This window comes from Methylovorus mays (assembly GCF_020531915.1).
Classification (GTDB): domain Bacteria; phylum Pseudomonadota; class Gammaproteobacteria; order Burkholderiales; family Methylophilaceae; genus Methylovorus; species Methylovorus mays.
The window spans coordinates 608691-630995 of record NZ_JAJAVG010000004.1 but is presented as its reverse complement, the minus strand read 5'-3'; the positions used below and the strand labels follow the sequence as shown (position 1 = coordinate 630995).

General features: G+C 55.6%; 13 protein-coding genes. 9 read left to right on the top strand and 4 right to left on the bottom strand.

What is annotated here, in order from left to right:
• The first annotated feature begins 35 nt into the window (after positions 1 to 35).
• The 7 genes from LG203_RS05245 (at position 36) to pqqA (ending at position 14674) form a co-directional block, all read left to right on the top strand.
• Positions 36 to 4157 carry a TonB-dependent receptor domain-containing protein gene (locus tag LG203_RS05245; RefSeq protein WP_230344804.1) on the top strand — a complete coding sequence of 1374 codons (4122 nt, stop codon included), beginning with the start codon at positions 36 to 38 and terminating at the stop codon, positions 4155 to 4157.
• Positions 4158 to 4162: 5 nt separating this feature from the next.
• Complete coding sequence (locus LG203_RS05240; protein ID WP_230344803.1) at positions 4163 to 7792, top strand: autotransporter outer membrane beta-barrel domain-containing protein; 3630 nt, start codon at positions 4163 to 4165, stop codon at positions 7790 to 7792.
• A gap of 219 nt (positions 7793 to 8011) precedes the next feature.
• Positions 8012 to 8191 (top strand): hypothetical protein, encoded by a 180-nt coding sequence (locus LG203_RS05235; RefSeq protein ID WP_230344802.1) that lies wholly within the window; start codon positions 8012 to 8014, stop codon positions 8189 to 8191.
• A gap of 70 nt (positions 8192 to 8261) precedes the next feature.
• Positions 8262 to 10541: a calcium-binding protein gene (locus LG203_RS05230; protein WP_230344801.1), complete on the top strand. Its 2280-nt coding sequence runs from the start codon at positions 8262 to 8264 to the stop codon at positions 10539 to 10541.
• A 99-nt stretch (positions 10542 to 10640) separates the two neighbouring features.
• Positions 10641 to 12923 (top strand): calcium-binding protein, encoded by a 2283-nt coding sequence (locus LG203_RS05225; protein ID WP_230344800.1) that lies wholly within the window; start codon positions 10641 to 10643, stop codon positions 12921 to 12923.
• A gap of 89 nt (positions 12924 to 13012) precedes the next feature.
• A complete protein-coding gene (locus tag LG203_RS05220) occupies positions 13013 to 14473 on the top strand; it encodes an energy transducer TonB (RefSeq protein WP_230344799.1) in 1461 nt (486 codons plus the stop codon).
• A 129-nt stretch (positions 14474 to 14602) separates the two neighbouring features.
• Positions 14603 to 14674 (top strand): pyrroloquinoline quinone precursor peptide PqqA, encoded by a 72-nt coding sequence (pqqA, locus tag LG203_RS14335; RefSeq protein ID WP_013440845.1) that lies wholly within the window; start codon positions 14603 to 14605, stop codon positions 14672 to 14674.
• A gap of 116 nt (positions 14675 to 14790) precedes the next feature.
• Here pqqA and dcd read toward each other — a convergent pair whose 3' ends face one another.
• The 3 genes from dcd to gnd form a co-directional block, all read right to left on the bottom strand.
• Positions 14791 to 15360, bottom strand: coding sequence for a dCTP deaminase (gene dcd / locus LG203_RS05215; RefSeq protein WP_013441934.1), 570 nt, complete (start codon positions 15358 to 15360; stop codon positions 14791 to 14793).
• Between the two features lie 60 nt (positions 15361 to 15420).
• Positions 15421 to 16899, bottom strand: a complete 1479-nt coding sequence (zwf, locus tag LG203_RS05210) for a glucose-6-phosphate dehydrogenase (protein WP_230344798.1) — start codon at positions 16897 to 16899, stop codon at positions 15421 to 15423.
• A gap of 154 nt (positions 16900 to 17053) precedes the next feature.
• On the bottom strand, positions 17054 to 17965 hold the full coding sequence (gene gnd / locus LG203_RS05205) for a phosphogluconate dehydrogenase (NAD(+)-dependent, decarboxylating) (RefSeq protein WP_230344797.1): 912 nt from the start codon (positions 17963 to 17965) through the stop codon (positions 17054 to 17056).
• A gap of 117 nt (positions 17966 to 18082) precedes the next feature.
• On the opposite strand from gnd, the gene pgl reads away from it, so the two are divergent.
• Entirely contained in the window at positions 18083 to 18796 is a 714-nt protein-coding gene (gene pgl, locus LG203_RS05200) for a 6-phosphogluconolactonase (RefSeq protein WP_230344796.1), read from the top strand.
• A 133-nt stretch (positions 18797 to 18929) separates the two neighbouring features.
• On the opposite strand, the gene apbC is transcribed toward pgl, so the two are convergent.
• Positions 18930 to 20018, bottom strand: coding sequence for an iron-sulfur cluster carrier protein ApbC (gene apbC, locus LG203_RS05195; protein ID WP_230344795.1), 1089 nt, complete (start codon positions 20016 to 20018; stop codon positions 18930 to 18932).
• Between the two features lie 133 nt (positions 20019 to 20151).
• Between apbC and metG the strand changes: the two genes are divergently transcribed.
• Positions 20152 to 22200, top strand: a complete 2049-nt coding sequence (gene metG / locus LG203_RS05190; RefSeq protein WP_230344794.1) for a methionine--tRNA ligase — start codon at positions 20152 to 20154, stop codon at positions 22198 to 22200.
• Positions 22201 to 22305 lie beyond the last annotated feature (105 nt).

Here is a 22305-nt window from a genome sequence, read left to right as displayed (position 1 = left end):
GTCAAGTCAGTATGAAGGTACTGATACGAAATAGCATGGGTGTGCAAAGACGCTGGTGGATAGCCATGGCATGGGGGGCCTTGAGCCTGCCCGCATGGGCAGAGCCGGTAAAGCTTAATCTGCCCGCACAGCCGCTCGAATCATCGCTCAAGCAATTTGCCGGTCAGGCTGGGCTGACGCTGGCGTTTGACAGTGCCTTGCTGAACGGCCTGAATGCACAGCCACTGCAGGGCAGCTATGAAGCCGATGCCGCTCTCAAACGCATGCTGAGCGGCACGGGGCTGGTGGCTTCCCGCGAAGGCAACATTCTCTATATCAAGCGCAGTAGCGACTTCCCCTCGCCGGACAATGTAAAAAAAAAGTCGTCACTGCCAGACCTTGAGCTCAATCTCAACACCATCAACGTCACCGCCAAGCGCTTCAAGGACATCGGCCCATTGCCCGGGCTCAACCTGACCAAGGAGCAGATCCCTGGCAACGTGCAGAGCGTGACCGCCGAAGAAATCAAGGCCACCAACTCGCTCAGCATTACCGATCTCTTGAACAGCAAGCTGCAGTCGGTCAACGTCAACGACTACCAGGGCAACCCCTTCCAGATGGACCTGACCTACCGCGGCTTTACCGCCGGTCCGCAGATCGGTTCACAGCAGGGCTTGTCGGTGTTCTTTGACGGCATCCGCGTCAATGAACCGTTTGGTGACGTGGTGAACTGGGACATGATCCCCATGAATGCGATCGCCGGGCTGGATGTTTTCCCCGGTTCCAATCCATTGTTCGGACTGAACACCCTGGGCGGTGCCATTTCCATCAAGACCAAGAGCGGTTTTGATTCGCCCGGCATGTCCGCGCAGATACTCAAAGGCTCCTACGGCCGCGAGCAGCTGCAAGCCTCGGCCGGCTGGAACAACGGCAGCAGCGTGGCCGCCTTTGCCGCCGTGAACCTCTTCATGGAAGACGGCTGGCGTGACAACTCGCCGAGCAAGGTCAACCAGGCCTTTGGCAAGATCGAATGGCAGGGCGAGCGTGCCTCGCTGGCCTTCTCCACGCTGGCGGTGGTGAACAAACTGGTGGGCAATGGCACCGTCCCCACCGAACTCTACAAGCAAGACCCCACTGCGGTGTTTACCTCACCCGACGTCACGCGCAACCGCCTGCTGCAGATGCAGATCAGCGGTGCCTTTGAGATCAACGACACCATGAACCTGACCGGCATGGTGTATGACCGCAGCAGCAAGCGCACCTCCAACACGGGCGACATTATTGATATTGATACTTTTCGTGAACTGGGCTATGCCACGCGGCGCGCCAATGCCGGGGAGCAGATCAGCTGTGCCTATCTGGATGCCGATGGGGATGGGTTCCCGAATTATTACCTGGACAAATTGACCGAGGATGCCAATGGCAATCTGACCAGTGCGTTTATTCAGGATATACGGGCGCATTATCAGGAAGTTGCTACAGGGACTTATAGTCCAGATTATTCACTGATTGGAGCGATGAATAGTGGAACCATTCCTCAGAGTTTTTTGCAGAAAGCCATAGCACTTATTAAGACCGGCGATGCTGCATCTTTTGATGTTACGGATAGTCTTGGTCAAACCCAGCGGTTCTCGGCTGGATCCTATGCTTATTTTACTGATGAAGTGAGCACCGTTCTGGAGGCAGCAAATGGTGCGAGTTATAGTTTTGCTGCATTTACGGTAAAAAATGTGGACGGGAGCTATACCCACTACAACATCATACCGGCTCCTGCAGCAGATCAGGGTTGTTATAGCGTAGCAAGGAGCGGCGATGGCACAAAGCTCTATGCACTGGATGCTAATGGCGATCGTGTAGGTTATCGTGACGGGGCTATCAGTGGCCGTGCTGGGGCAGAGGGAACCGGAACAGGCTATATACAGGGCACGCCGACGGCCGTGATTACCAACTCGGTCATTGACCAGACTGGCCAGGGCTTCAGTGGCCAATTCAACTGGAATCTGGATACGCATAAATTCATGGTGGGTGTCTCACTGGACAAGGCCGGTGCCAAGTATTTTGCCTCGCAGCGCTTTGGCTTGCTGGATAGCCAGCGCAATGTCTACAGCGACCCCGCCAATATTGGGGAAGAATATTATGCTGCCAGCCATGATGTGCCGGTGAATGATTTTGATGGCGACAAGACCACCAAAAGCATTTACTTCAGCGAAACCTGGTCGCCCACACAAACCTTCAACCTGGCGTTCTCCGCACGCTACAACGCCACTCATATCCGGAATACCCTGGCGCCCAAGGCCAAATATACGGACCTGACGGATCCCAGGTTGATGAATCATTTTCTGGAGTACGTCGTCTGCAGTGGCACCAGCGTCAGCGATTGCAGTTACGACCCCAGCAAGATGGTACCCGCCGATGAGTGGTTACGTTTGCAGGGCAGAGGATATTCGTATCTGGGTGATCCGATTACCGAGAAATTCAATTATTACTCCTTGAATCCGGCGATTGGTGCAACCTGGCAGGCCACGCCGCGACTCAATATGTATTTCAACTGGAACCAGGGCACACGTACGCCGTCGGTCATCGAGCTGGGCTGTGCCTACGATGCCACTATTGTGCCCCTGACCGATATCAACGGAAATCCTGTATCTAACATTACGGGTCCCCGCAGTCTGATTGATGGCCGCAGCTGCAGCCTGCCATCGGTGTTGTCAGGCGACCCCTATCTGCCGCAGGTGCGGGCGCAGACCTATGAAGTCGGGGTGCGTGGCAAATTCAAGGACCTGCTGGACTGGAATGTCACGGCCTACCGCACCATGCTGCGGGATGATCTCTACATGGTGGCCGCCAACTCGCAGCTGAGCTTTTTTCAAGACATAGGTGATACCCGACGTCAGGGCATCGAATTTGGCTTGCAGGGGGCGTATGGTCGCCATGAGTTCCGTGCCAATTATTCCCTCACCGAAGCTACCTTTCAATCGTTGTTCCGCATGCTGAGTGCCAACAATAGCGCGATTGTCGGGCGTGATAGCACGGATGGGAGCTCCTACAACATGATTCAGGTAGAGCCGGGGGATCGCATGCCGGGTGTTCCTCTCAATAATTTCAACTTCAGCTGGATGTACAAGCTGACACCTGAGTTCAAGGTTGGCCTCACCATGGTGGCGCATAGCGATGCCTTTGTGCGGGGCAATGAAAACAATGAACATACGCCCGGCCCCAATCCTGGCGTCTACAAATATGTCTATAACGAAGATTTGGGCACCAGTGCAAAAACTTGGGTGGCAGCCCCTGATTACACCAGCTCAGGCAAGACAGCGGGCTATGCCGTCTTCAACTTGCGGGCCAGCTATGACCTGGGTAAGGGCTGGACGGCAGGCATGCTGATCAACAACCTGCTGGACAAAACCTATTACAGCGCCGGGCGTCTGGGGTTGACACCTTTTGCGCCTTCCACCTATGGAGCGATTGGCAGCAGCGGCTTCAACTACAACTCTTCCGAATGGCTGTCGACGCAATTTATTTCGGCGGGTGCACCGCGCGGGGTGTGGTTCAGCATCAGCTACGATTTTGATGCCAGCAAGAAATTTGAACCGCCCAAATCCAGCAGCGACATCATGACCGACCCTGACCGTACGCTGGCACCCGTGCAAAAGCCGCTATCAGCGGAAGAGCAGGCCTTGTTGCAGGCGCTGGACAATGCAGAAACAGTGCCTGTATTGAAACGGGATCTGAAAAAATCCAGACAAATGCTGGCCAAAGTTAAGGAGGATGTGCGTGCGGCCCTGGATGCGTGGCAGCGGGCGATGAATCAGGGCAATGTTGAAGCGTATTTGAGTTACTACAGCGCGCGTTTCAAACCCCAGGATATGTCGCGGGAGGCATGGCTTGAGCAGCGCAAGCTGCAATTGCTGACGGGCCATCCCTCCCATTGGCAGATCGGGGATGTCGTTGTGGCTCCGCATAACAAGGGGGTGAGTGTGCTGATTACCAGGCAGGTGGCTGATGGCAGTGGTCTCAAGCCTGTACGCATCTCGCTTGATATGGCGCAGGAGGGCGGGCAGTGGCGCATTATGGATGAGCTTGAGTCCATGGCACCTATCGTGACTTCGCAAATACCCGCTCACGAAAACAGAGTGCCGGTACGGATTCTCAGCCTGAGCAAGGATGCCAAACCATGATATGTATGTCACCCAAGCATTGGCGTGCGCTGCTGGCCATCAGCTTTTTCAGTCTGCCCGCTGCCGGGTACGCGGCCTGCACCGACAATGGCGATGGGACGTTCAGCTGCAGCGGGACTTCAGAAAACACGGGCAATCAGGTCGGCCTGACCGTGCTGGACAATAGCACGGCCGATGTGGTGCTGAATAATACCAGCGTGGACAAGGCGGTGGAGACCTTGATCAGCAATGACCCAACTCTGGCGAATACCGGGCCCAGCCATACGGTGAGCCTGACGGGGGGCAGTGGGGAAGCCACCATCAACAATACCGGTGTCATCCAGAGCGCCCGCGGCTATTACACCACGACCGAAGACTTTGGCAGTTTTTCCGTGACCTACACGGAGCAAAACCCGACCAGTATCCTCTTCACCGCAGCGGCGGATGGAACCTTGCTTAACAACGGCAGTACAGCCGGCGTGGATGCCGCCATCTATGGGGATGCGGGCACCAGCAAACTCACTATCAATAACACCTATCTTTATGATGGCATGACCGGAGTAAACCCGCGCAGAGGCGTGATAGAGGGGCGCGGCGAGTTTTCTGCGGCCATTTACGGCAGCATGCAACAATTGGTCATCAATAATTACAACGATATCAGCAATGCCTCCTCCCCGATTTTTACCGGGGCCGCTGACGAAAGTTATACGGCGGGTCACTGGGCGATTGCCAGTTATGGGGGTGCCACCTATACCGCCCCTTCGGTGCTGGACGGCACGCAATATGCCACCGTGACTTCGGCGGGCATGACGGTAATCAATAACCACGGCATGATCACCGGCAGTCTGCTGGTGGTGGACAGCGACCCCTTGCTCAAGGCCGCGCAAGCGCTGGATAGCAGCCTGGTGCTGGCCTACAGCGCCAGTGATGTCGGGCCGCGCGATAGCGTGATCAATAATCTTGGGAGCATATACGGCAATATTTACCTGGGCTCAGGCAACCATGTGCTCAACAATGGACAAATCCTGGTTGAGGATGGTGCGGCCACAATGTACAGCAATATCTACGTGGACCAGAGCGCCACTGCAGTGACCAGTGTCAGCGGTGGGGTCTCCACTACTGAATATCTGATCGCTGGTGGCCGGACGTTTACCTTTAACCAGATGGGGCAGTTTGGAGGCAGCATCACCATCAACGATGTGGCCGAGTCGGTCAATACCATCAATGCTTATGCCGGATATACTACAGGCCCATCGAGCGGAACCAGTGACCCCAATTTCGACATCACGACTAACGGTCTGGGCAGCAATGTTTTCAATATCTATTGTGGTGCTAACGAATCAGGCTGCACGGCCAGCGGCAACTGGATCGGGCTGAGTGAACTTAACGCCTACGGCACGACCTGGAATTTTTCTGATTCTAGCCAGGTGATTGATGTCAGCGGCGGCACCATTACCCTGGCTTCCAATCGGGTGATTTTTGGTGGCAGCATGATCGCCGATGAGGTGATCGTGAATGGTGAGCTGAGGGGCATACTGGCTTCGGGCACGGACGTCGTTAACCAGGACAGCATAGGCACGATCACGGGTCACCTGGTGAACAACGGCAGTATTGTGATCAGGGATGCGACGCTGACCGTAAACGGCGATGCCACCTTCAACAGCGGCTCGGTGCTGAATCTGCGTATCAACAGCGCCGGTAACGGCGGGCTGAGTATCAGTGGTCAAGGCACCTTTGCCAGTGACAGCACCGTGGTGGTCTCTGCCAAGGACTATTACTTCCGCACTGGCGATACCTTCACCATTGCCACCAACAGCAGCGGTGACCCCATCATCATTGGCCCTGGCGCCATCGTCAACCTCAGCAGCAGCGACAGCACTGGTGACATTATCCTCACCGCCCGCGTCGGTATACCCGATTACCTCAATGTCACGACGGCCGGCAATAACGCCGTCAACGTGCTGATGAACTACAGCGGGAGTGATAGTGGTCTGGTGGCCTTGCAGCAGGAGATTCAGGCCTTGGGCGCAGAAGACCTCAAACGGGCTGCCGAACGGCTGCGCCCGGAGGTTAACAACAGCCTGGTGCGCATGACGCTGCAACATAGCGACCGCGTGCTGGGGCTAGTCGAAAGCCACCTGTTCGACACCTACCTTGCCCAGGTCAAGGGCGAACCCCGCGTGCCGGTCGACGGCAAGCTACCCAGCGGCGCGGGCATCTGGTTCCAGGGCTTTGGCGGTATTGGTACCCAGGACACCCGCAACAACGTCGATGGCTACACTGGCACCTCCACCGGCATGGCCGCCGGCATGGACCGCCTGGTCGGTAGCAGCGACACCCTGCGCGCAGGCTTCGCGGGTGCGTACGCCTACGGCAACATCGACAACCGCGGCTACACCGATGCGCACCGCACCAACGTCAACAGCTACATGGGCCTGGTCTACGGCGCCTGGAATGCCGATCCCTGGTATGTGAACGGTGCACTGGGCCTGGCCCGCAACACCTACGCCACCGAGCGTATTGCGCTGGGGCAGAGCGCTGAAGCCAACCACGAAAGCTGGCAGTTCAGCGCCAAGGTCGATGCCGGCTGGCCCTTGATGGTGAATGACCTCCTGACCGTCGTCCCCATTGGTATGCTCAGCTACAACCGGATCAATGAAGATGGCTATACCGAGAAAGGCCGCGATTACGATGTGAGTGGGGCGACTTATTACACTCCGGGGGAAATGACCAGTACCGACAGCGCCATCAACCTGCGCATAGGCCGCAAGACTTACGACTCTTACCGGGCAGGCTTTGGCGGCAAGGTCCTGCTCAATATCCAGCAGCCGGACTACAACGCCGGGGTGGAACTGCGTGCCCAGTTCGTGCGGGAATTTGGCGACCTCACCAACAACAGCGTGGCGCAGTTCACGCATGGCGGCCCGGTGTTCTACAGCCCCGGCATTCGCCCCGCCCGTGACACGCTGGTGCTGGGCAGCAGCGTGCGGCTCACCGGCAGTGATGCCAATGACCAGCTGACCCTGCTGGCGAGCCTGGATGCCGAGCTGCGTGAACAATACTTCGGACAGGCCATGACCCTGATGCTGCGCTACGACTTTGACCAGGGGCCCAGTTACGAGAAGAAAGCCAGCTACCGCAAGGCAGCTGCCCTGGTGCGGCAACAGGCCACCCGTGCGGTGCAGGCCACCGACCGTGACATTGCCCGACTCAGCCAGGCAATGACAGCGAAGAACACCGACCTGATGGACGAGCTGCTGGCAGCCGACCTCAAGAGCACGGACCCTGCGGTACGGGCGGATGCGGAGAAGCGGCAAGCGGTGAAGGTGGCGATTGATAACTGGATCAACGCCATGCTGAATGGCAACAGCCAGGTGTATTTCAACAGCTATGCGGCGGACTATGTGAACGAAGAGGGACTGACGCGCAGCCAGTGGGAGCAGAAGCGCCGCCGCGAGCTGAAGGAGGGCGCCAATACCGCCATGCATATTGCGGATTTGACCATCGAGGTAGAGAACAACAAGGTGTATGGAATTTTTACGCAGACGCAGATGGTGGCCAGCCAGCCGCAGACGGTGCGCAAGGCCGTTGCCTTGCAGGAGCGTAATGGACGCTGGCTGATAGTCAGCGAGGAGCGCATTGCCATGTCCCGCTAGCTGTTTTTTATTCCCGAAAATCTCTCCTTTTGCCGGGTATTTCACCCGGAATCATAAAAAACCTTGGTGGCGACATCAGGGTTTTTTTTCTGTAGCAGTCACGTAGGTATGGGGATGTTTTTTTGACCCTTTTGCAGAACGGGCTTGCCCATTTCATTTGAATGATTACCTCAGGCTCACCCGGGAATGACTGCGTGAACTGCTAACAGAAGAAGCCGCATGACGATGGCATGGTTACTTGGTTATCTCAGGAGCTTACCGGCCATTCTGGCAGGTGTGAAAAGCACTTTGCTGGGCGGACTTGTACGACTGGCTGTTTTGCTTTGGGTGCTGATATGTGTGATCGAGGTTATTCAGATGATTGTGCTTTGCATGAAATGGATTACGCCAGAAAGCTGACATTCTCGCTGCCAGCAGCCGAGCATGGCCGAATGGAAATTTTTCGCTTACCAGTATCAGGAGATTAACAATGGCAATAACCCGCACAGCGTTTAAAGACATCGTCGATACCATCTATGGAGGCACGGGAGCTGAAGCTGCCGTGTATGCCGAGCAAACCCTGCTCAGCTACCTGGAGGAAGGCGATGATCTGATCGACGATAGCGCCACGCTGGCGAATGCCGTGATCTACGACAACGGCACCCGCAAGGTGGCTGTATCCTCCAAGGCCATCGTGATGGATGGCAGCTACAACGATGCAGTGTTGAATGCGGCCGCCAAAACGGCCTCTATTACGGCAGATGCGCAGGACAACATTTTGCTGGGCAATCTGTTTGCCAACAAGATTGATGCAGGCGCGGGCAATGACACGGTATTCAGCGGTGGTGGCAACGACAGCATTCTGGGTGGTGCGGGTGCAGATAGCATCACTGCGCTGACCGGTAACAACACCATTGTTGGCGGCCTGGGTGATGACATCATCAGTGCAGGTAGCGGTAACAACACCATTTATGGTGGCGATAACAAGACGACCAGCCTGACGACGGATGAAGGTAACAACACCATCACGGTGGGCGATGGCAAGAACACCATTTACGGTGAAGCGGGTGTGGACACGGTAGTGATTGGTGCGGGTGCCAACAAGCTGTATCTGGGGGCGGGTGATGATAGTGTTTCTTTGGATTCATCGGCGGAAACGTTTGCCGGGAATTATGTTGATCTGGGCGATGGCGATGACACTATTTCACTTGGCAATGGTAATGATACGGTCTTGGGGGGGGCGGGGGATGACGAAATATATGCTGATGAAGGTAACAACTCTGTAGATGGCGGTGAAGGTAACGACACGATTTCTTCGGCGCGTAATAATGACCTTATCCGTGGGGGGGAGGGGGATGACTCGATATCTTCCGGCTTTGGTAGTGACACACTTTACGGCGGCGCAGGGGATGATTACCTCTATGCGCGGGGATATGAGACCAATTCAAACGGCGCCAATAATGCCAAGGTCACGGTATACGGCGGCGCAGGTTCAGACACGATAAAAGTTGGCATGACTGGCACGACAGGTAACAGTGCTTGGCGGGTAGCCTCAGCTGTCATTTATGCAGATGATGCTAAAGACACAACAACCTATGGCGATGATTATGTTCGCCTGGGTCGAAATGTGGATAGTATCCCGTCCGGGAGCTATACCGTTTACACCTACCGTGGCAACGACACCATTGTGGGTGTTCAAGGCACCTACAAGCTTTACACCGGGTATGGTGATGACTCCATAACAGCCACGGATGGTAACAATACCATCGTCACCGACGAGTCGAATGACACGCTCGGCGGCGCCGACACCGTTTCGGTGGGCTCGGGTAACAACACCATCACCACCTATCGCGGCAACGACAGCGTCACGGCGGGGGATGGTGCCAACAAGATTTACACGGGCTATGGCGACGACACCATCACCGTTGGCGCTGGCAACAACACCATTGTGACGGACGAAACCAAGGATACGGTTGGCGGTGCCGACCAGGTGACCACCGGTGATGGTAACAACACCATCACGCTGGGCGCAGGCAATGACACTGTAACGGCCGGGGCTGGTGCTGACACCATCAATGCCGGTACGGGCGATGACAGCGTCAGCGCCGGAGACGGCAATGACTCCATTTTGGGCGATGCCGGCAACGACACCATTGATGCGGGTGCTGGCAATGACAAGGTATTTGGCGGAGCTGGAGACGACTCCATCGTCGCGGGCGACGGCAACGACAGTGTCGATGGCGGCGTTGGCGCAGACTCCATCGCCGGTGGCAGTGGTAGCGATACCCTGCTCGGTGGTGACGGCAACGACACCATTCTGGGCGGCGCCGGTAACGACCAGCTGACGGGCGGCAAGGGCAATGACCTGTTCCTGATTGGCGATGACGGCGTTGGCTTTGACATCATCACCGACTTCTCCACCACCTCCACCAAAACCGCTGGCGTTGTCACGGTGACGAGTGATCGCCTGCAGATCACCGGGCATTTTGGGGAAGACGATGCGGATACCGCAGATGTGGATGAGTCGACCACCTTTGACACCAGTGATTTTGAAGTGGGCAGCTTCCCCGACAGCAGTCTGAAGGGGGTGCTGATCAGTTTTGCCGATGGTGGCAATGTGCTGCTCAAGAACATCAGCATTGATGACCTGGTGTTTGATAGTGACTCAGGCAGCTTCTCGATTCTGAAGGGGCAGGGCGGTGTTTACTCCGGTGGTACGTATGTCGATGGGGTATACACGGATGGCACCCGTGAGGGGGACTTTAGTTGAGCAGTTACCAGCGGAATTGCCTGGCAATTACCAACGCTGCGGACGCGACAACCAGACCCGCCGTGGTGACACGATAAAACGCACGAAAGGATGAGAGAGATGGCAATAACACGGCCCGAGTTTCAAGGGATTATAGATACGATTTATGGAGGTACAGGCGCTGAGGCCGCCGTGTATGCCGAGCAGACGCTGCTCAGCTATCTGGAGGATGGCGAAGATCTGATCGACGACAGCGCCTCGCTGGCGAATGCCGTGATCTATGACAACGGCACGCGCAAGGTGGCGGTGTCCTCCAAGGCGATTGTGATGGATAGCAGCTACAACGATGCGGTGTTGAATGCGGCCGCCAAAACGGCCTCCATCACGGCGGATGATGAGGCCAACATCCTGCTGGGCAATCTGTTTGCCAACAAGATTGATGCAGGCGGCGGTGACGATACGGTATTCAGCGGTGGTGGCAACGACAGCATTCTGGGTGGCGAAGGCGCGGATAGCATTACCGCACTCACCGGTAACAACACCATTGTTGGCGGTCTGGGTGATGACACCATCAGTGCAGGCAGTGGCAACAACACCATTTATGGTGGCGATAACAAAACCACCAGTCTGACGACGGATGAAGGTAACAACACGATTACCGTGGGCGATGGCAAGAACATCATTTACGGTGAGGCTGGCGTGGATACGGTAGTGGTCGGTGCGGGTGCCAACAAGCTGTATCTGGGGGCAGGCAATGACAGTGTTTCTCTGGATTCATCGGCAGAAACCTATTCCGGTAATTATGTGGATGCGGGAGATGGCGATGACACTATTTCACTTGGCAATGGGAATGATACGATTTTAGGTGGATTGGGTAGTGATAGGATTATTGCCGGTGCAGGAAACAACTCTGTCGATGGTGGTGATGGGAATGACACAATAACGTCCTCTAGTGGAAACGATTTGATCCGTGGCGGAGACGGGAATGACTCGATATCTTCTCATGCTGGAAGTGACACTCTATATGGTGGAGCTGGAGACGATTACCTTTATGCGCGTGGTTATGGAACTTACGGAAGTGGTCCGAATAATGCCAAGGTCACTGTATACGGCGGCTCAGGTTCAGATACCATCAAAGTGGGCATGTCCGGTACAAGTGGAACCTCTGTTTCGAACGTAGTTTCCGCTGTGATCTACGCCGACGACGCAAAAGATACAACAACCTATGGCGATGATTATGTTCGCCTGGGTCGAAATGTGGATAGTATCCCGTCCGGGAGCTATACCGTTTACACCTACCGCGGCAACGACACCATTGTGGGTAGTGACGGAACCTACAAGCTCTACACGGGCTATGGGGATGACTCGATCACTGCGGAAGATGGTAATAACACCATCGTCACCGACGAGGCAGGTGACACCCTGGGCGGCGCCGACACTGTCGAGGTGGGCGACGGTAACAACACCATCACCACCTACCGTGGCAACGACAGCGTCACGGCGGGGGATGGTGCCAACAAGATTTACACGGGCTATGGCGACGACACCATCACCGTTGGCGCTGGCAACAACACCATTGTGACGGACGAAACCAAGGATACGGTTGGCGGTGCCGACCAGGTGACCACAGGCGATGGCAATAACACCATCACGCTGGGCGCAGGCAATGACACTGTGACCGCCGGGGCTGGTGCTGACACCATCAATGCCGGTATGGGCGATGACAGCGTCAGCGCCGGAGACGGCAATGACTCCATTTTGGGCGATGCCGGCAACGACACCATTGATGCGGGTGCTGGCAACGACAAGGTATTTGGCGGAGCTGGAGACGACTCCATCGTCGCGGGCGACGGCAACGACAGTGTCGATGGCGGTGTTGGCGCAGACTCCATCGCTGGTGGCAGTGGCAGCGATACCCTGCTGGGTGGTGACGGCAACGACACCATTCTGGGCGGCGCCGGTAACGACCAGCTGACCGGCGGCAAGGGCAATGACCTGTTCCTGATTGGCGATGACGGCGTTGGCTTTGACATCATCACCGACTTCTCCACCACCTCCACCAAAACCGCTGGCGTTGTCACGGTGACGAGCGATCGTTTGCAGATCACAGGGCATTTTGGGGAAGACGATGCGGATACCGCGGATGTGGATGAGTCGACCACCTTTGACACCAGTGATTTTGAAGTGGGCAGCTTCCCCGACAGCAGCCTGAAGGGCGTGCTGATCAGCTTTGCCGATGGTGGCAATGTCTTGCTGAAGAACATCAGCCTGGATGATCTGGTGTTTGACAGTGACTCAGGCAGTTTCTCGATTCTGAAGGGGCAGGGCGGTGTTTACTCCGGTGGTACGTATGTCGATGGGGTATACACGGATGGCACCCGTGATGGGGACTTTGCCAGCTAGACGGCTATCTTGTTTCAGGGGTAGTATCCTGCGGTCAGTTATTGCGCGTTGCGCAATCGCTGGCCGTTTTTTTGCCTCTGGGCGACTGAATGAAAACATATAACGCCAAGCCATTTGCCAGGCATCGAATCAAAGGGGTGGTGATGAAAAAGAAGGCAAATTCAATAATGGCTTGCCTCCGCTGTGCATTATGGCTGGGGGTGTTTGTGCCGTCGCAGGTGGTGAGGGCTGAAGATGCGCCTGTGTCGCCAATGAAATTTCTGGAGACGCCCAATCTTGATCTTGATGATTTTCCAGAACTTAAGTTTGCCACGCTCCCTGGGAAAGTTGTCGTGCTTGTAACGGTGGATGCTGCTGGAAATGTGATTGCAGCAGAGGTGGAGAAATCATCACACCCGGTTTTTGAGCAATCTGCATTGAATGCAGTGAAGCGGTACCGCCTAAGTCCAGCAAATGAGGGTGACCCGGCAGAACGTAAGGCTCTGATGCCAATTGTGTTTAACAAAGGCTTTGATGAGATGGCAAAAAATGTGAAGCTCATCAAGCCTGCTTACCCGAAGGCGCTGAGCAAGTATGGAAATGTCGGGACGGTCAAGACTTCCTTTGTTATCAGGAAGGATGGCACCGTAAAGGATATCCAGGTACTTTCTTCTGCGCACCCTTTGCTTGAAGCGGCTGCGGTAAGCGCTATTCTCAAAAGTCTCTGGGAGCCCGCAAAACTCAGGGGTAAGCCTGTTGAAGTGCGAGCGGTCCAGCCTCTATCGTTTTCTCTCGAGAACCCCCCTGGCAGTTTGTTGGCGTTTGAGGGGGTATTGCCTTTCAAGATTCCTGCGAAGCCGAGTGAAAAACTTCAGCCTGCGTTTCAATATGACCAGCCGCCAGTGGTGAAGGTGGCGGGCGCATCGGTTTATCCCTATGAGCTGTTGAAACAGAGAGTAAAGGGCAAGGCGACCATTTTTTTTATGATTGATCCTGATGGGCGGGTCCGTCAAACCGAGGTAGTAAGTGCGACCCATGCGGACTTTGGCGCAGCAACACAGGCCATGATGCAATCGTGGAAATTTGAGCCAGCGATGCGTCAGGGGCAGCCGATTTACAGCGTTTTCAAGATGGAGCATGTGTTTGATGAGGATGAGCGGGATTCCTGGATAGATGATGATGCGCTGCGCCTGCTGCGCGCTAGTGAAAAGAATCCTTCGCTTCTGGTGAAGTTGTCGGACCTCGATGCCTTGCCAGTGCCGCTTTACAAGCCCATGCCTGCTTACCCGTTCAATCTCAAAAAAGAGAATAAATCGGGCTTGGCCATCATTGAGTTTGTGCTGGATGAGAAGGGGGCAGTGCATTTCCCTCGTATCGTAGAGGCGGACCAAGCCGAATTTGGCTGGGCAGCAGCCACGGCTGTTGTGCGCTGGCGTTTTACCCCGCCCTTGCAAAAGGGCAAGCCAGTGCAAGCCCGACTACGGTTGCCGATGCGATTTACTGCGCAAGACGAGCCTGCGCCTGTTCCCGGACAAGTGGAGTCCCAGATAACGGAAATGGCGCCTCTTTGAGCTGTGCATATCTGGCGGGCATCATGATTTTACTGAGTGCAGTTTCATGATCATTACCGCTGTGCAGTTCAGCGGATGGCCCTATGATGGGAACCGTGCAGTACCCAATCAATATTCAAGGAGAGCATCATGTGGACCAAACCAGAAGCTACTGAAATGCGTTTCGGCTTTGAAGTCACCATGTACGTTTGCAATCGCTAAACGCAGGTGACTGGCTGTCATCATCACGATGACGGCGATGCAATAAAAAACGGGAGCTTAGGCTCCCGTTTTTTATGTCCAGTTTGGCAGATGTTGCTATGCCGGGCGTGTTCCCATCAAATCTTAGGCAGTGTGACGCCTACCTGGCCTTGATACTTCCCACCACGATCCTTATACGAGGTCTCGCAGATTTCATCGGATTCAAAGAACAGCACCTGGGCGCAGCCTTCGCCAGCGTAAATCTTGGCGGGGAGCGGGGTGGTGTTGCTGAATTCCAGGGTCACGTAGCCTTCCCACTCAGGCTCAAAAGGCGTGACGTTGACGATGATGCCGCAACGGGCGTAGGTGGATTTGCCCAGGCAGACGGTGAGTACGCTGCGGGGGATGCGGAAGTACTCTACGGTGCGGGCGAGGGCGAAGGAGTTGGGGGGGATGACGCAGTAGCCTTTGCCGGAGACTTCGACGAAGGATTGCGGGTCGAAATTCTTGGGGTCGACGATGGTGCTGTTGATGTTGGTGAATACGCGGAATTCGTCGGCGCAGCGGATATCGTAGCCGTAGCTGGAGGTGCCGAAGGAGACGATTTTTTCACCGTTGAGTTCGCGGACCAGCTGGGGCTCGAAGGGCTCGATCATGCCGTGCTGTTCGGCCATGCGACGTATCCATTTATCGGATTTGATGCTCATAGGGTTCTCTTGAATATGTGAAAAGCGGAGCCGGGGCTCCGCTTTGTGCCGTTATAGGGATTAATGTGCGTCGCCGCCCAGCTGGATGGAGTAGCGCCAGAATTGGTCTTCGTGCTCGAAGATGAGCTTGGAGGCTTCTGGGTCGCGGCTGCCAGCCGGGTATTGGTGCACAGGCTTGCGGTCCTTGGCCCAGGCTTCGATCACGGGGTCTACCAGGCGCCATTGAGCTTCTACTTCGCTGATGTGCAGGTATTGCGAGTTGTCGCCTTCCATCAGGTTGAGCAGCAGGGCCTCGTAGGCGTCGACGGTTTCGTCGCCGTCCTGGCGGTTGGCGGCGTCGAGCTCAATGGTGCGGGTGTTGATGTCCAGGCCGGGAATCTTGGATTCGATTTCGAGCTTGATGCATTCGCGTGGCTGAATACCGATGATGAGCCAGTTTTGATGCTGGCCATTGCCGATTTGCAGTGGGGCTTTTTTGAAGCGGATGCAGATGCGGGTGTCGGCTTCGTGCAGGCGCTTGGCGGTGCGGATGTAGAACGGCACACCTTTCCAGCGTGGATTGTCGATAAACAGCTTGAGCGCGGCGTAGGTTTCGACCACGCTGCTGCTGTCGCCCAGCTCTTCCAGATAGCCGGGGACTTTTTCGCCGTTGATTTCGCCTGCGGCGTATTGGGCGCGGAAGGCGTGGTGCTCAATGTCATTGACCGGAATCGGGCGGATGGCTTCGAGTACCTTGATCTTCTCGGCGCGCACGGCGTCGGGGCTCAGGTCTTTGGGCTGCTCCATGGTGGTCAGCGCCAGGGTTTGCAGCACGTGGCTCTGAATCATGTCGCGCAGGGCGCCGGTGGCATCGTAAAACTGGGTGCGGTCGCCCACGCCCAGCATTTCGGTGTTGGTGATCTGCACGTGGTCGATGTATTCGCTGTTCCAGATTGGCTCGAGCACGGTGTTGGCAAAGCGCTGCAGCAGGATGTTTTGCAGGGCAGATTTGCCGAGGTAGTGGTCGATACGGTAGATCTGGCTTTCCTTGAGGTGCTTGCTGATGGAGGCTTGCAGCTCCTTGGCGGATGGCAGGTTGGTGCCAAATGGCTTCTCGATCACTACACGGCGCCAGTATTTGTCTTCATTGGTGAGGCCGACTTCGGCCAGCTGGTCTACCACTTGCGCAAAGTCAGATGGGCGCACCGACAGGAAGAACGCGAGGTTCTGCGGGAAGGTGGCTTCGTCCGACAGCTTGTCCTTCATTTTGGCGAAGGCATTGGGGTCGGTCGGTGGGTTGGCGTGGTAGAAGTTACGGGCGATGAAACGTTCGAAGACCTTCTGGTCATAGCCCTTTTTGAATTTGGCATCTAGCATGCCCTTGATGTCGGCACGCCAGGCTTCGAGGCTGACTTCGCTGCGGCCAACGGAGAGAATCGCCATTTTTTCAGGCAGGCGGCCGAGGGCGTCGAGGCGGAAAAGGCCGGGCATGAGTTTGACACGGGACAGATTGCCGCTGGCACCAAACAGAACCAGGGTACAAGGATCGATTTGTTTCATGTGTTCAAAGCTTCCGTTGATAGCAAATTAATGAATTAGCGTGATTTTACCGTGATTGAGGCGGATTTGTCCCGACTGCGAACGGGATGCTGCAAAAAAACGAAAAGGGCACCGCTTGTGGCGGATGCCCTTTTGTTCTGCTGGTTAAACCCGATTACTTGGTTTTAACAGCGTGGCCGCCAAATGCATTACGCATCAGGGACAGCAGTTTGTAGCTATAGCCCTTGGAGTCCTGGCTTCTGAAGCGTGCTTGCAGTGCCACGGTCAATACCGGGGCGGCTACGCCTTGCTCGACCGCTTCTACCACGGTCCAGCGGCCTTCGCCGGAGTCAGCCACGTAAGGGGCAATGTTTTCCAGGGTCTGGTCAACCTTCAGGGATTCAGCGGTCAGGTCCAAGAGCCAGCTGCGGACGACGGAACCATGACGCCACAGTTCGGTGATTTGTGCCAGGTCCAGGTTGAACTCTTCTTTGCCTTTCAGCAGGTCCAGGCCTTCAGCCATGGCTTGCATCATGCCGTATTCAATACCGTTGTGCAGCATCTTGGTGAAGTGGCCAGAGCCGACAGGGCCTACGTGTGCCCAGCCACGGTCTTCGTGCGCCAGGGCTTTCATCACAGGCTCCAGTACCTTGGCAACTTCAGGGGTGGCGCCGGTCATCAGGCAGTAGCCGTTTTCCAGGCCCCAGATGCCGCCGGAGGTACCACAGTCCATGAAGCCTATGCCTTGTTCAGCCAGCCAGGCACCGCGGCGCTGACTGTGCTTGTAATTCGAATTGCCGCCGTCGACGATGATGTCGCCTTTGTTCAGCAGGGGGACGAGGTCCTTGATCTGATTTTCAGTAGGGTCGCCGCTTGGCAGCATGAGCCATACGATTTTAGGGGATTCACCATCCAGTTTGGCAACGGCGTCTGCTACCGAGGTAGAAGGGATCATGCCATTGACTGAGGCAATCTGATTGACGGTTTCCTGGCTGAAGTCAAAGCCCACAACTTGAATACCGCTCTTCAGAAGACGACGTGTCATGTTGCCGCCCATTTTGCCCAAACCTAGCATTGCAATTTTCATTTGATTTTCCTTGATCGGGATGATGTGTCATCATCTCTTGTTGAGATATGTTACTTACATACGAGCGCTTTATGAGCTCTTGTATGTGGCCATTATTGTATAGCAAAGGTTTCAGGTATGACGAAAAACTCCACCCAAAGTTTAGTGTTAAATGGACAAATCAGTCGTTGGCACACATTTACATCACAACAGGCGATTAATGAAGCAACCCTGCAGCAGATTTTAGCGCTGGCAGAAGAATCAATAGCTGCACGCGGGGCGTTTACCATCGTGCTGGCGGGCGGTAATACTCCAAAACAAGTGTATGAGTTGCTGCGTCATGCCAAGGCTGACTGGAGCAAGTGGCATGTTTTTCATAATGATGACCGCTGCCTGCCTGTGGATCACCCGGAGCGCAACAGCCTGATGGCGCGCCAGGCATGGCTGGATCATGTGGCGATTCCTGCGGATCAGATACACGATATTCCCGCTGAGCGTGGCCCCGTGGAAGGTGCTGCTGAGTATGCCAACACCTTGCACGGCGTGGGCGAGTTTGACCTGGTGCTGCTGGGTCTGGGCGAAGATGGCCATACGGCGAGCCTGTTTCCCGGCCATGTGTGGGACGACAGCGTGGATGCGTTCCCCGTCTACAATTCGCCCAAGCCACCTGCGGAGCGCGTTTCCATCAGTGCGCGTCGCTTGAGTCATACACGGGCGGTGATTTTTCTGGTGACGGGCGCTGGCAAGCAGGAAGCCGTGAATAACTGGCGCAGTGGCGTGGCGATTCCTGCCACAGTGATCAAGCCAGCGAATGGCGTGGATGTGTATGTGTTTGGGGTTGCGCTGGATTAGCCGCGCTGAGCTGATGCAGCAGATAGGGGCGTAAGCCCGCAAGTAAAAAAAGCTCCTGAAACAGGAGCTTTTTTTTATGGCTTGCTACAGCTCACACGCTATTGCAATGGCATGGCCTGACGTGTCGCCAGAATCAGGTGTTCTGAATGACGATGCTGGGGAATTTGCTGCTGTGATCCAGCCCCAGCTGGGCGATCTTGATGGCCGTGGTGCGCGCGATACTGCGATAGGTGGCCGCAATCTTGCTGTCGGGGTCGGCCACCACGGTGGGTGTGCCGCCGTCTGCTTGTTCGCGGATGCGGATATCCAGCGGCAGGCTGCCGAGCAGGTCGACGTTGTAATCCTTGCCCATGGCCGCGCCACCGCCAGCGCCGAAAATATGCTCCTCGTGACCGCAGTTTGAGCAAATGTGCGTGCTCATGTTTTCTACAATGCCTAGGATAGGGATGCCGACTTTTTCAAACATCTTGAGTCCCTTGCGAGCATCCAGCAGGGCGATGTCTTGCGGGGTGGTCACGATAATAGCGCCGGTGACCGGGACTTTTTGCGAGAGCGTGAGCTGAATATCGCCCGTGCCAGGCGGCAGGTCGATGACCAGGTAATCCAGATCTTTCCAGCGGGTGTCGCGCAGCAGTTGCTCCAGTGCGCCCGTGACCATAGGGCCGCGCCAGACCATGGGCGTATCCACATCCACCAGAAAACCAATCGACATGGCTTGTATGCCATGGCTTTGCATGGGTTCTATGCTCTTGCCATCGGCGCTGTCCGGACGGCCGCTGATGCCCAGCATTTGCGGTTGCGATGGGCCGTAGATATCGGCATCCAGTATCCCCACGCTGGCACCTTCGGCAGCCAGTGCCAGAGCCAGATTGACGGCGGTGGTGGATTTGCCTACGCCGCCCTTGCCGGAGGCGACGGCGATGATGTTCTTGACGCCAGGCAGCAGTTGCACGCCGCGCTGAACACTATGCGAGACGATGCGGCTGCCCACATTGACGGTGACACTGCCGATGCCGGGGATATGCTCCAGCGCGCTTTTTACCTGGGTTTGAATCTCGCTGATCACGCTCTTGGCTGGGTAGCCCAGCACGATGTCCAGTGACAGGTCATTGCCCTTGAGCTGGATATTGCGTGCGGATTTGCTGCTGACGTAATCCTTGCCGGTATTGGGGTCGGTGATGGTTTTCAGGACATTCTGGATATCGGATTCGGTCAAGGCCATGGCGAAGCTTCCTGCGGGTGGGCATCTGAAAGAACAAATTTTAACGCATGCGCCAAGTTAACGCATGTGAAAGCCGGGCCGATTTGTTAAAATGCAGGTCTATTCAAGCATTCAGGCCGATTACAAAAACACTATGTCCGCATCATCCCGCAAAATCCTGGTTACTTCCGCCTTGCCGTATGCCAACGGCAGCATTCACCTCGGGCATCTGGTTGAGTATATCCAGACCGATATCTGGGTGCGTTTCCAGAAAATGCAGGGCCATACCGTGCATTATGTCTGTGCCGATGATACGCATGGCACCCCCATCATGCTGCGCGCTGAAAAAGAGGGCATTACGCCTGAGCAGCTGATTGCCAAGGTGCATACCGAACACTATGCGGATTTCTCGGGTTTTCTGGTGGAGTTTGATAACTACTACTCGACCAATGCCCCGGAAAACCGCGAGCTTGCCAGCAGTATCTACCTGGAGCTCAAGAAAAACGGCAAGATTGCCACCAAGACCATTGAGCAGTTTTTTGACCCGGTCAAACAGATGTTCTTGCCGGATCGCTTTATCAAGGGCGAATGTCCCAAATGCCATGCCAAGGATCAGTATGGCGATTCCTGCGAAGTCTGCGGCACGACGTACAGCCCGACTGAGCTGATCAATCCATACTCTGCCGTGTCTGGCGCGGCGCCGGTGCGCAAGGAAACCGAGCACTATTTCTTCAAGCTTTCTGAATGCGGCGAGTTTTTGCAGCAGTGGACCCGCTCTGGCACCTTGCAGGCTGAAGCCGCCAACAAAATGGGCGAGTGGTTCGCGTCGGGCTTGTCCGATTGGGATATTTCGCGCGATGCGCCATATTTCGGCTTTGAGATTCCCGATGCGCCTGGCAAGTATTTTTACGTCTGGCTGGATGCACCTATCGGCTACATGGCCAGCTTCAAGAATCTGTGCAGCCGCTTGGGGCTGGATTTTGACGAATACTGGAAAGCCGACAGCAAGACCGAGCTTTACCATTTCATCGGCAAGGACATCCTGTATTTCCATGCGTTGTTCTGGCCTGCGACCCTGAAGTATTCTGGTCATCGCCAGCCGACGCAGATTTTCGCGCACGGCTTTTTGACGGTGAATGGCGAGAAAATGTCCAAGTCACGCGGCACCTTCATCACTGCTGGCAGTTATCTGCAGCATGTGAAAAACCCGGAATACCTGCGCTATTACTACGCCGCCAAACTGAATGGCTCGATGGAAGATATCGATCTCAATCTGGATGATTTCACGGCACGTGTGAACAGCGATCTGGTCGGCAAATACATCAATATCGCGAGCCGCACCGCAGGCTTTATCAGCAAGCGCTTTGACGGCAAGCTGGCTGCGCTGGCGGATAATGCTGTCATCACGGAGTTGCGCCAGGCGGCAAGCAGTATTGCCGAATGCTATAACACACGCGATTATGGCCGTGCCTTGCGCGAAATCATGGCGCTGGCTGATAAAGCCAATGGCTATGTTGCCGAGCACGCGCCGTGGGATATGGCGAAGCAGGCTGGCCGTGAAGCGGAGCTGCATCAGGTCTGTACCGCTGCGCTGGAAATGTTCCGCCTGCTCACACTTTACCTCAAGCCCGTATTACCCAAGCTGGCAGGTCAGATTGAAGCCTTCCTGAATATTGCCGTGCTGGATTGGACACAAGTGGACAATGCCTTGCCAGCAGGCCATGCGATTGCCGCTTACCAGCATCTGATTACCCGTATTGACCCCAAACAGATAGAAGCCATGATAGAAGCCAATAAAGAATCCCTGCAGGCAACGCCTGCTGCTGCCCCTGCCGCCGCGGCCCCCGTTGCAGCCAGCGCGCCTGCTGAAGCTGAATACATCAGTATTGATGACTTTGCCAAGGTGGATCTGCGGATTGCCCGTATTGTGACGGCGGAGCATGTGGAAGGCGCTGAGAAACTGCTGCGTCTTGAGCTGGATATTGGCGAAGAAAAACCACGCCAAGTGTTTGCTGGCATCAAATCAGCTTATGACCCAGCCACCTTGCAAGGCCGCTTGACGGTGATGGTGGCCAATCTTGCGCCACGCAAGATGAAGTTCGGCATGTCGGAAGGCATGGTGCTGGCGGCGTCTGATGAGCGTGGCGGGCCTTATATTCTGAGTCCGGATAGTGGTGCCGCGCCAGGCATGCGCGTCAAGTAAGCCTGAGGTGAAACCGACGCTGCTTGGTTTTCAAACCGAAGGCTGATGTCTCGCACAATAAAAAAAGCCCCGCAAGTTCGGGGCTTTTTTATGGATGGGATGGAT

What these genes read in the sequence shown, in the direction of transcription:
- LG203_RS05245 (WP_230344804.1), top strand. Translation starts at nt 36, where the DNA reads ATGGGTGTGCAAAGACGCTGGTGGATAGCCATGGCATGGGGGGCCTTG.
- LG203_RS05240 (WP_230344803.1), top strand. Translation starts at nt 4,163, where the DNA reads ATGTCACCCAAGCATTGGCGTGCGCTGCTGGCCATCAGCTTTTTCAGT.
- LG203_RS05220 (WP_230344799.1), top strand. Translation starts at nt 13,013, where the DNA reads ATGAAAACATATAACGCCAAGCCATTTGCCAGGCATCGAATCAAAGGG.
- zwf (WP_230344798.1), bottom strand. Translation starts at nt 16,899, where the DNA reads ATGAAACAAATCGATCCTTGTACCCTGGTTCTGTTTGGTGCCAGCGGC.
- pgl (WP_230344796.1), top strand. Translation starts at nt 18,083, where the DNA reads ATGACGAAAAACTCCACCCAAAGTTTAGTGTTAAATGGACAAATCAGT.
- metG (WP_230344794.1), top strand. Translation starts at nt 20,152, where the DNA reads ATGTCCGCATCATCCCGCAAAATCCTGGTTACTTCCGCCTTGCCGTAT.
- LG203_RS05235 (WP_230344802.1), top strand. Translation starts at nt 8,012, where the DNA reads ATGACGATGGCATGGTTACTTGGTTATCTCAGGAGCTTACCGGCCATT.
- apbC (WP_230344795.1), bottom strand. Translation starts at nt 20,018, where the DNA reads ATGGCCTTGACCGAATCCGATATCCAGAATGTCCTGAAAACCATCACC.
- LG203_RS05225 (WP_230344800.1), top strand. Translation starts at nt 10,641, where the DNA reads ATGGCAATAACACGGCCCGAGTTTCAAGGGATTATAGATACGATTTAT.
- dcd (WP_013441934.1), bottom strand. Translation starts at nt 15,360, where the DNA reads ATGAGCATCAAATCCGATAAATGGATACGTCGCATGGCCGAACAGCAC.
- LG203_RS05230 (WP_230344801.1), top strand. Translation starts at nt 8,262, where the DNA reads ATGGCAATAACCCGCACAGCGTTTAAAGACATCGTCGATACCATCTAT.
- gnd (WP_230344797.1), bottom strand. Translation starts at nt 17,965, where the DNA reads ATGAAAATTGCAATGCTAGGTTTGGGCAAAATGGGCGGCAACATGACA.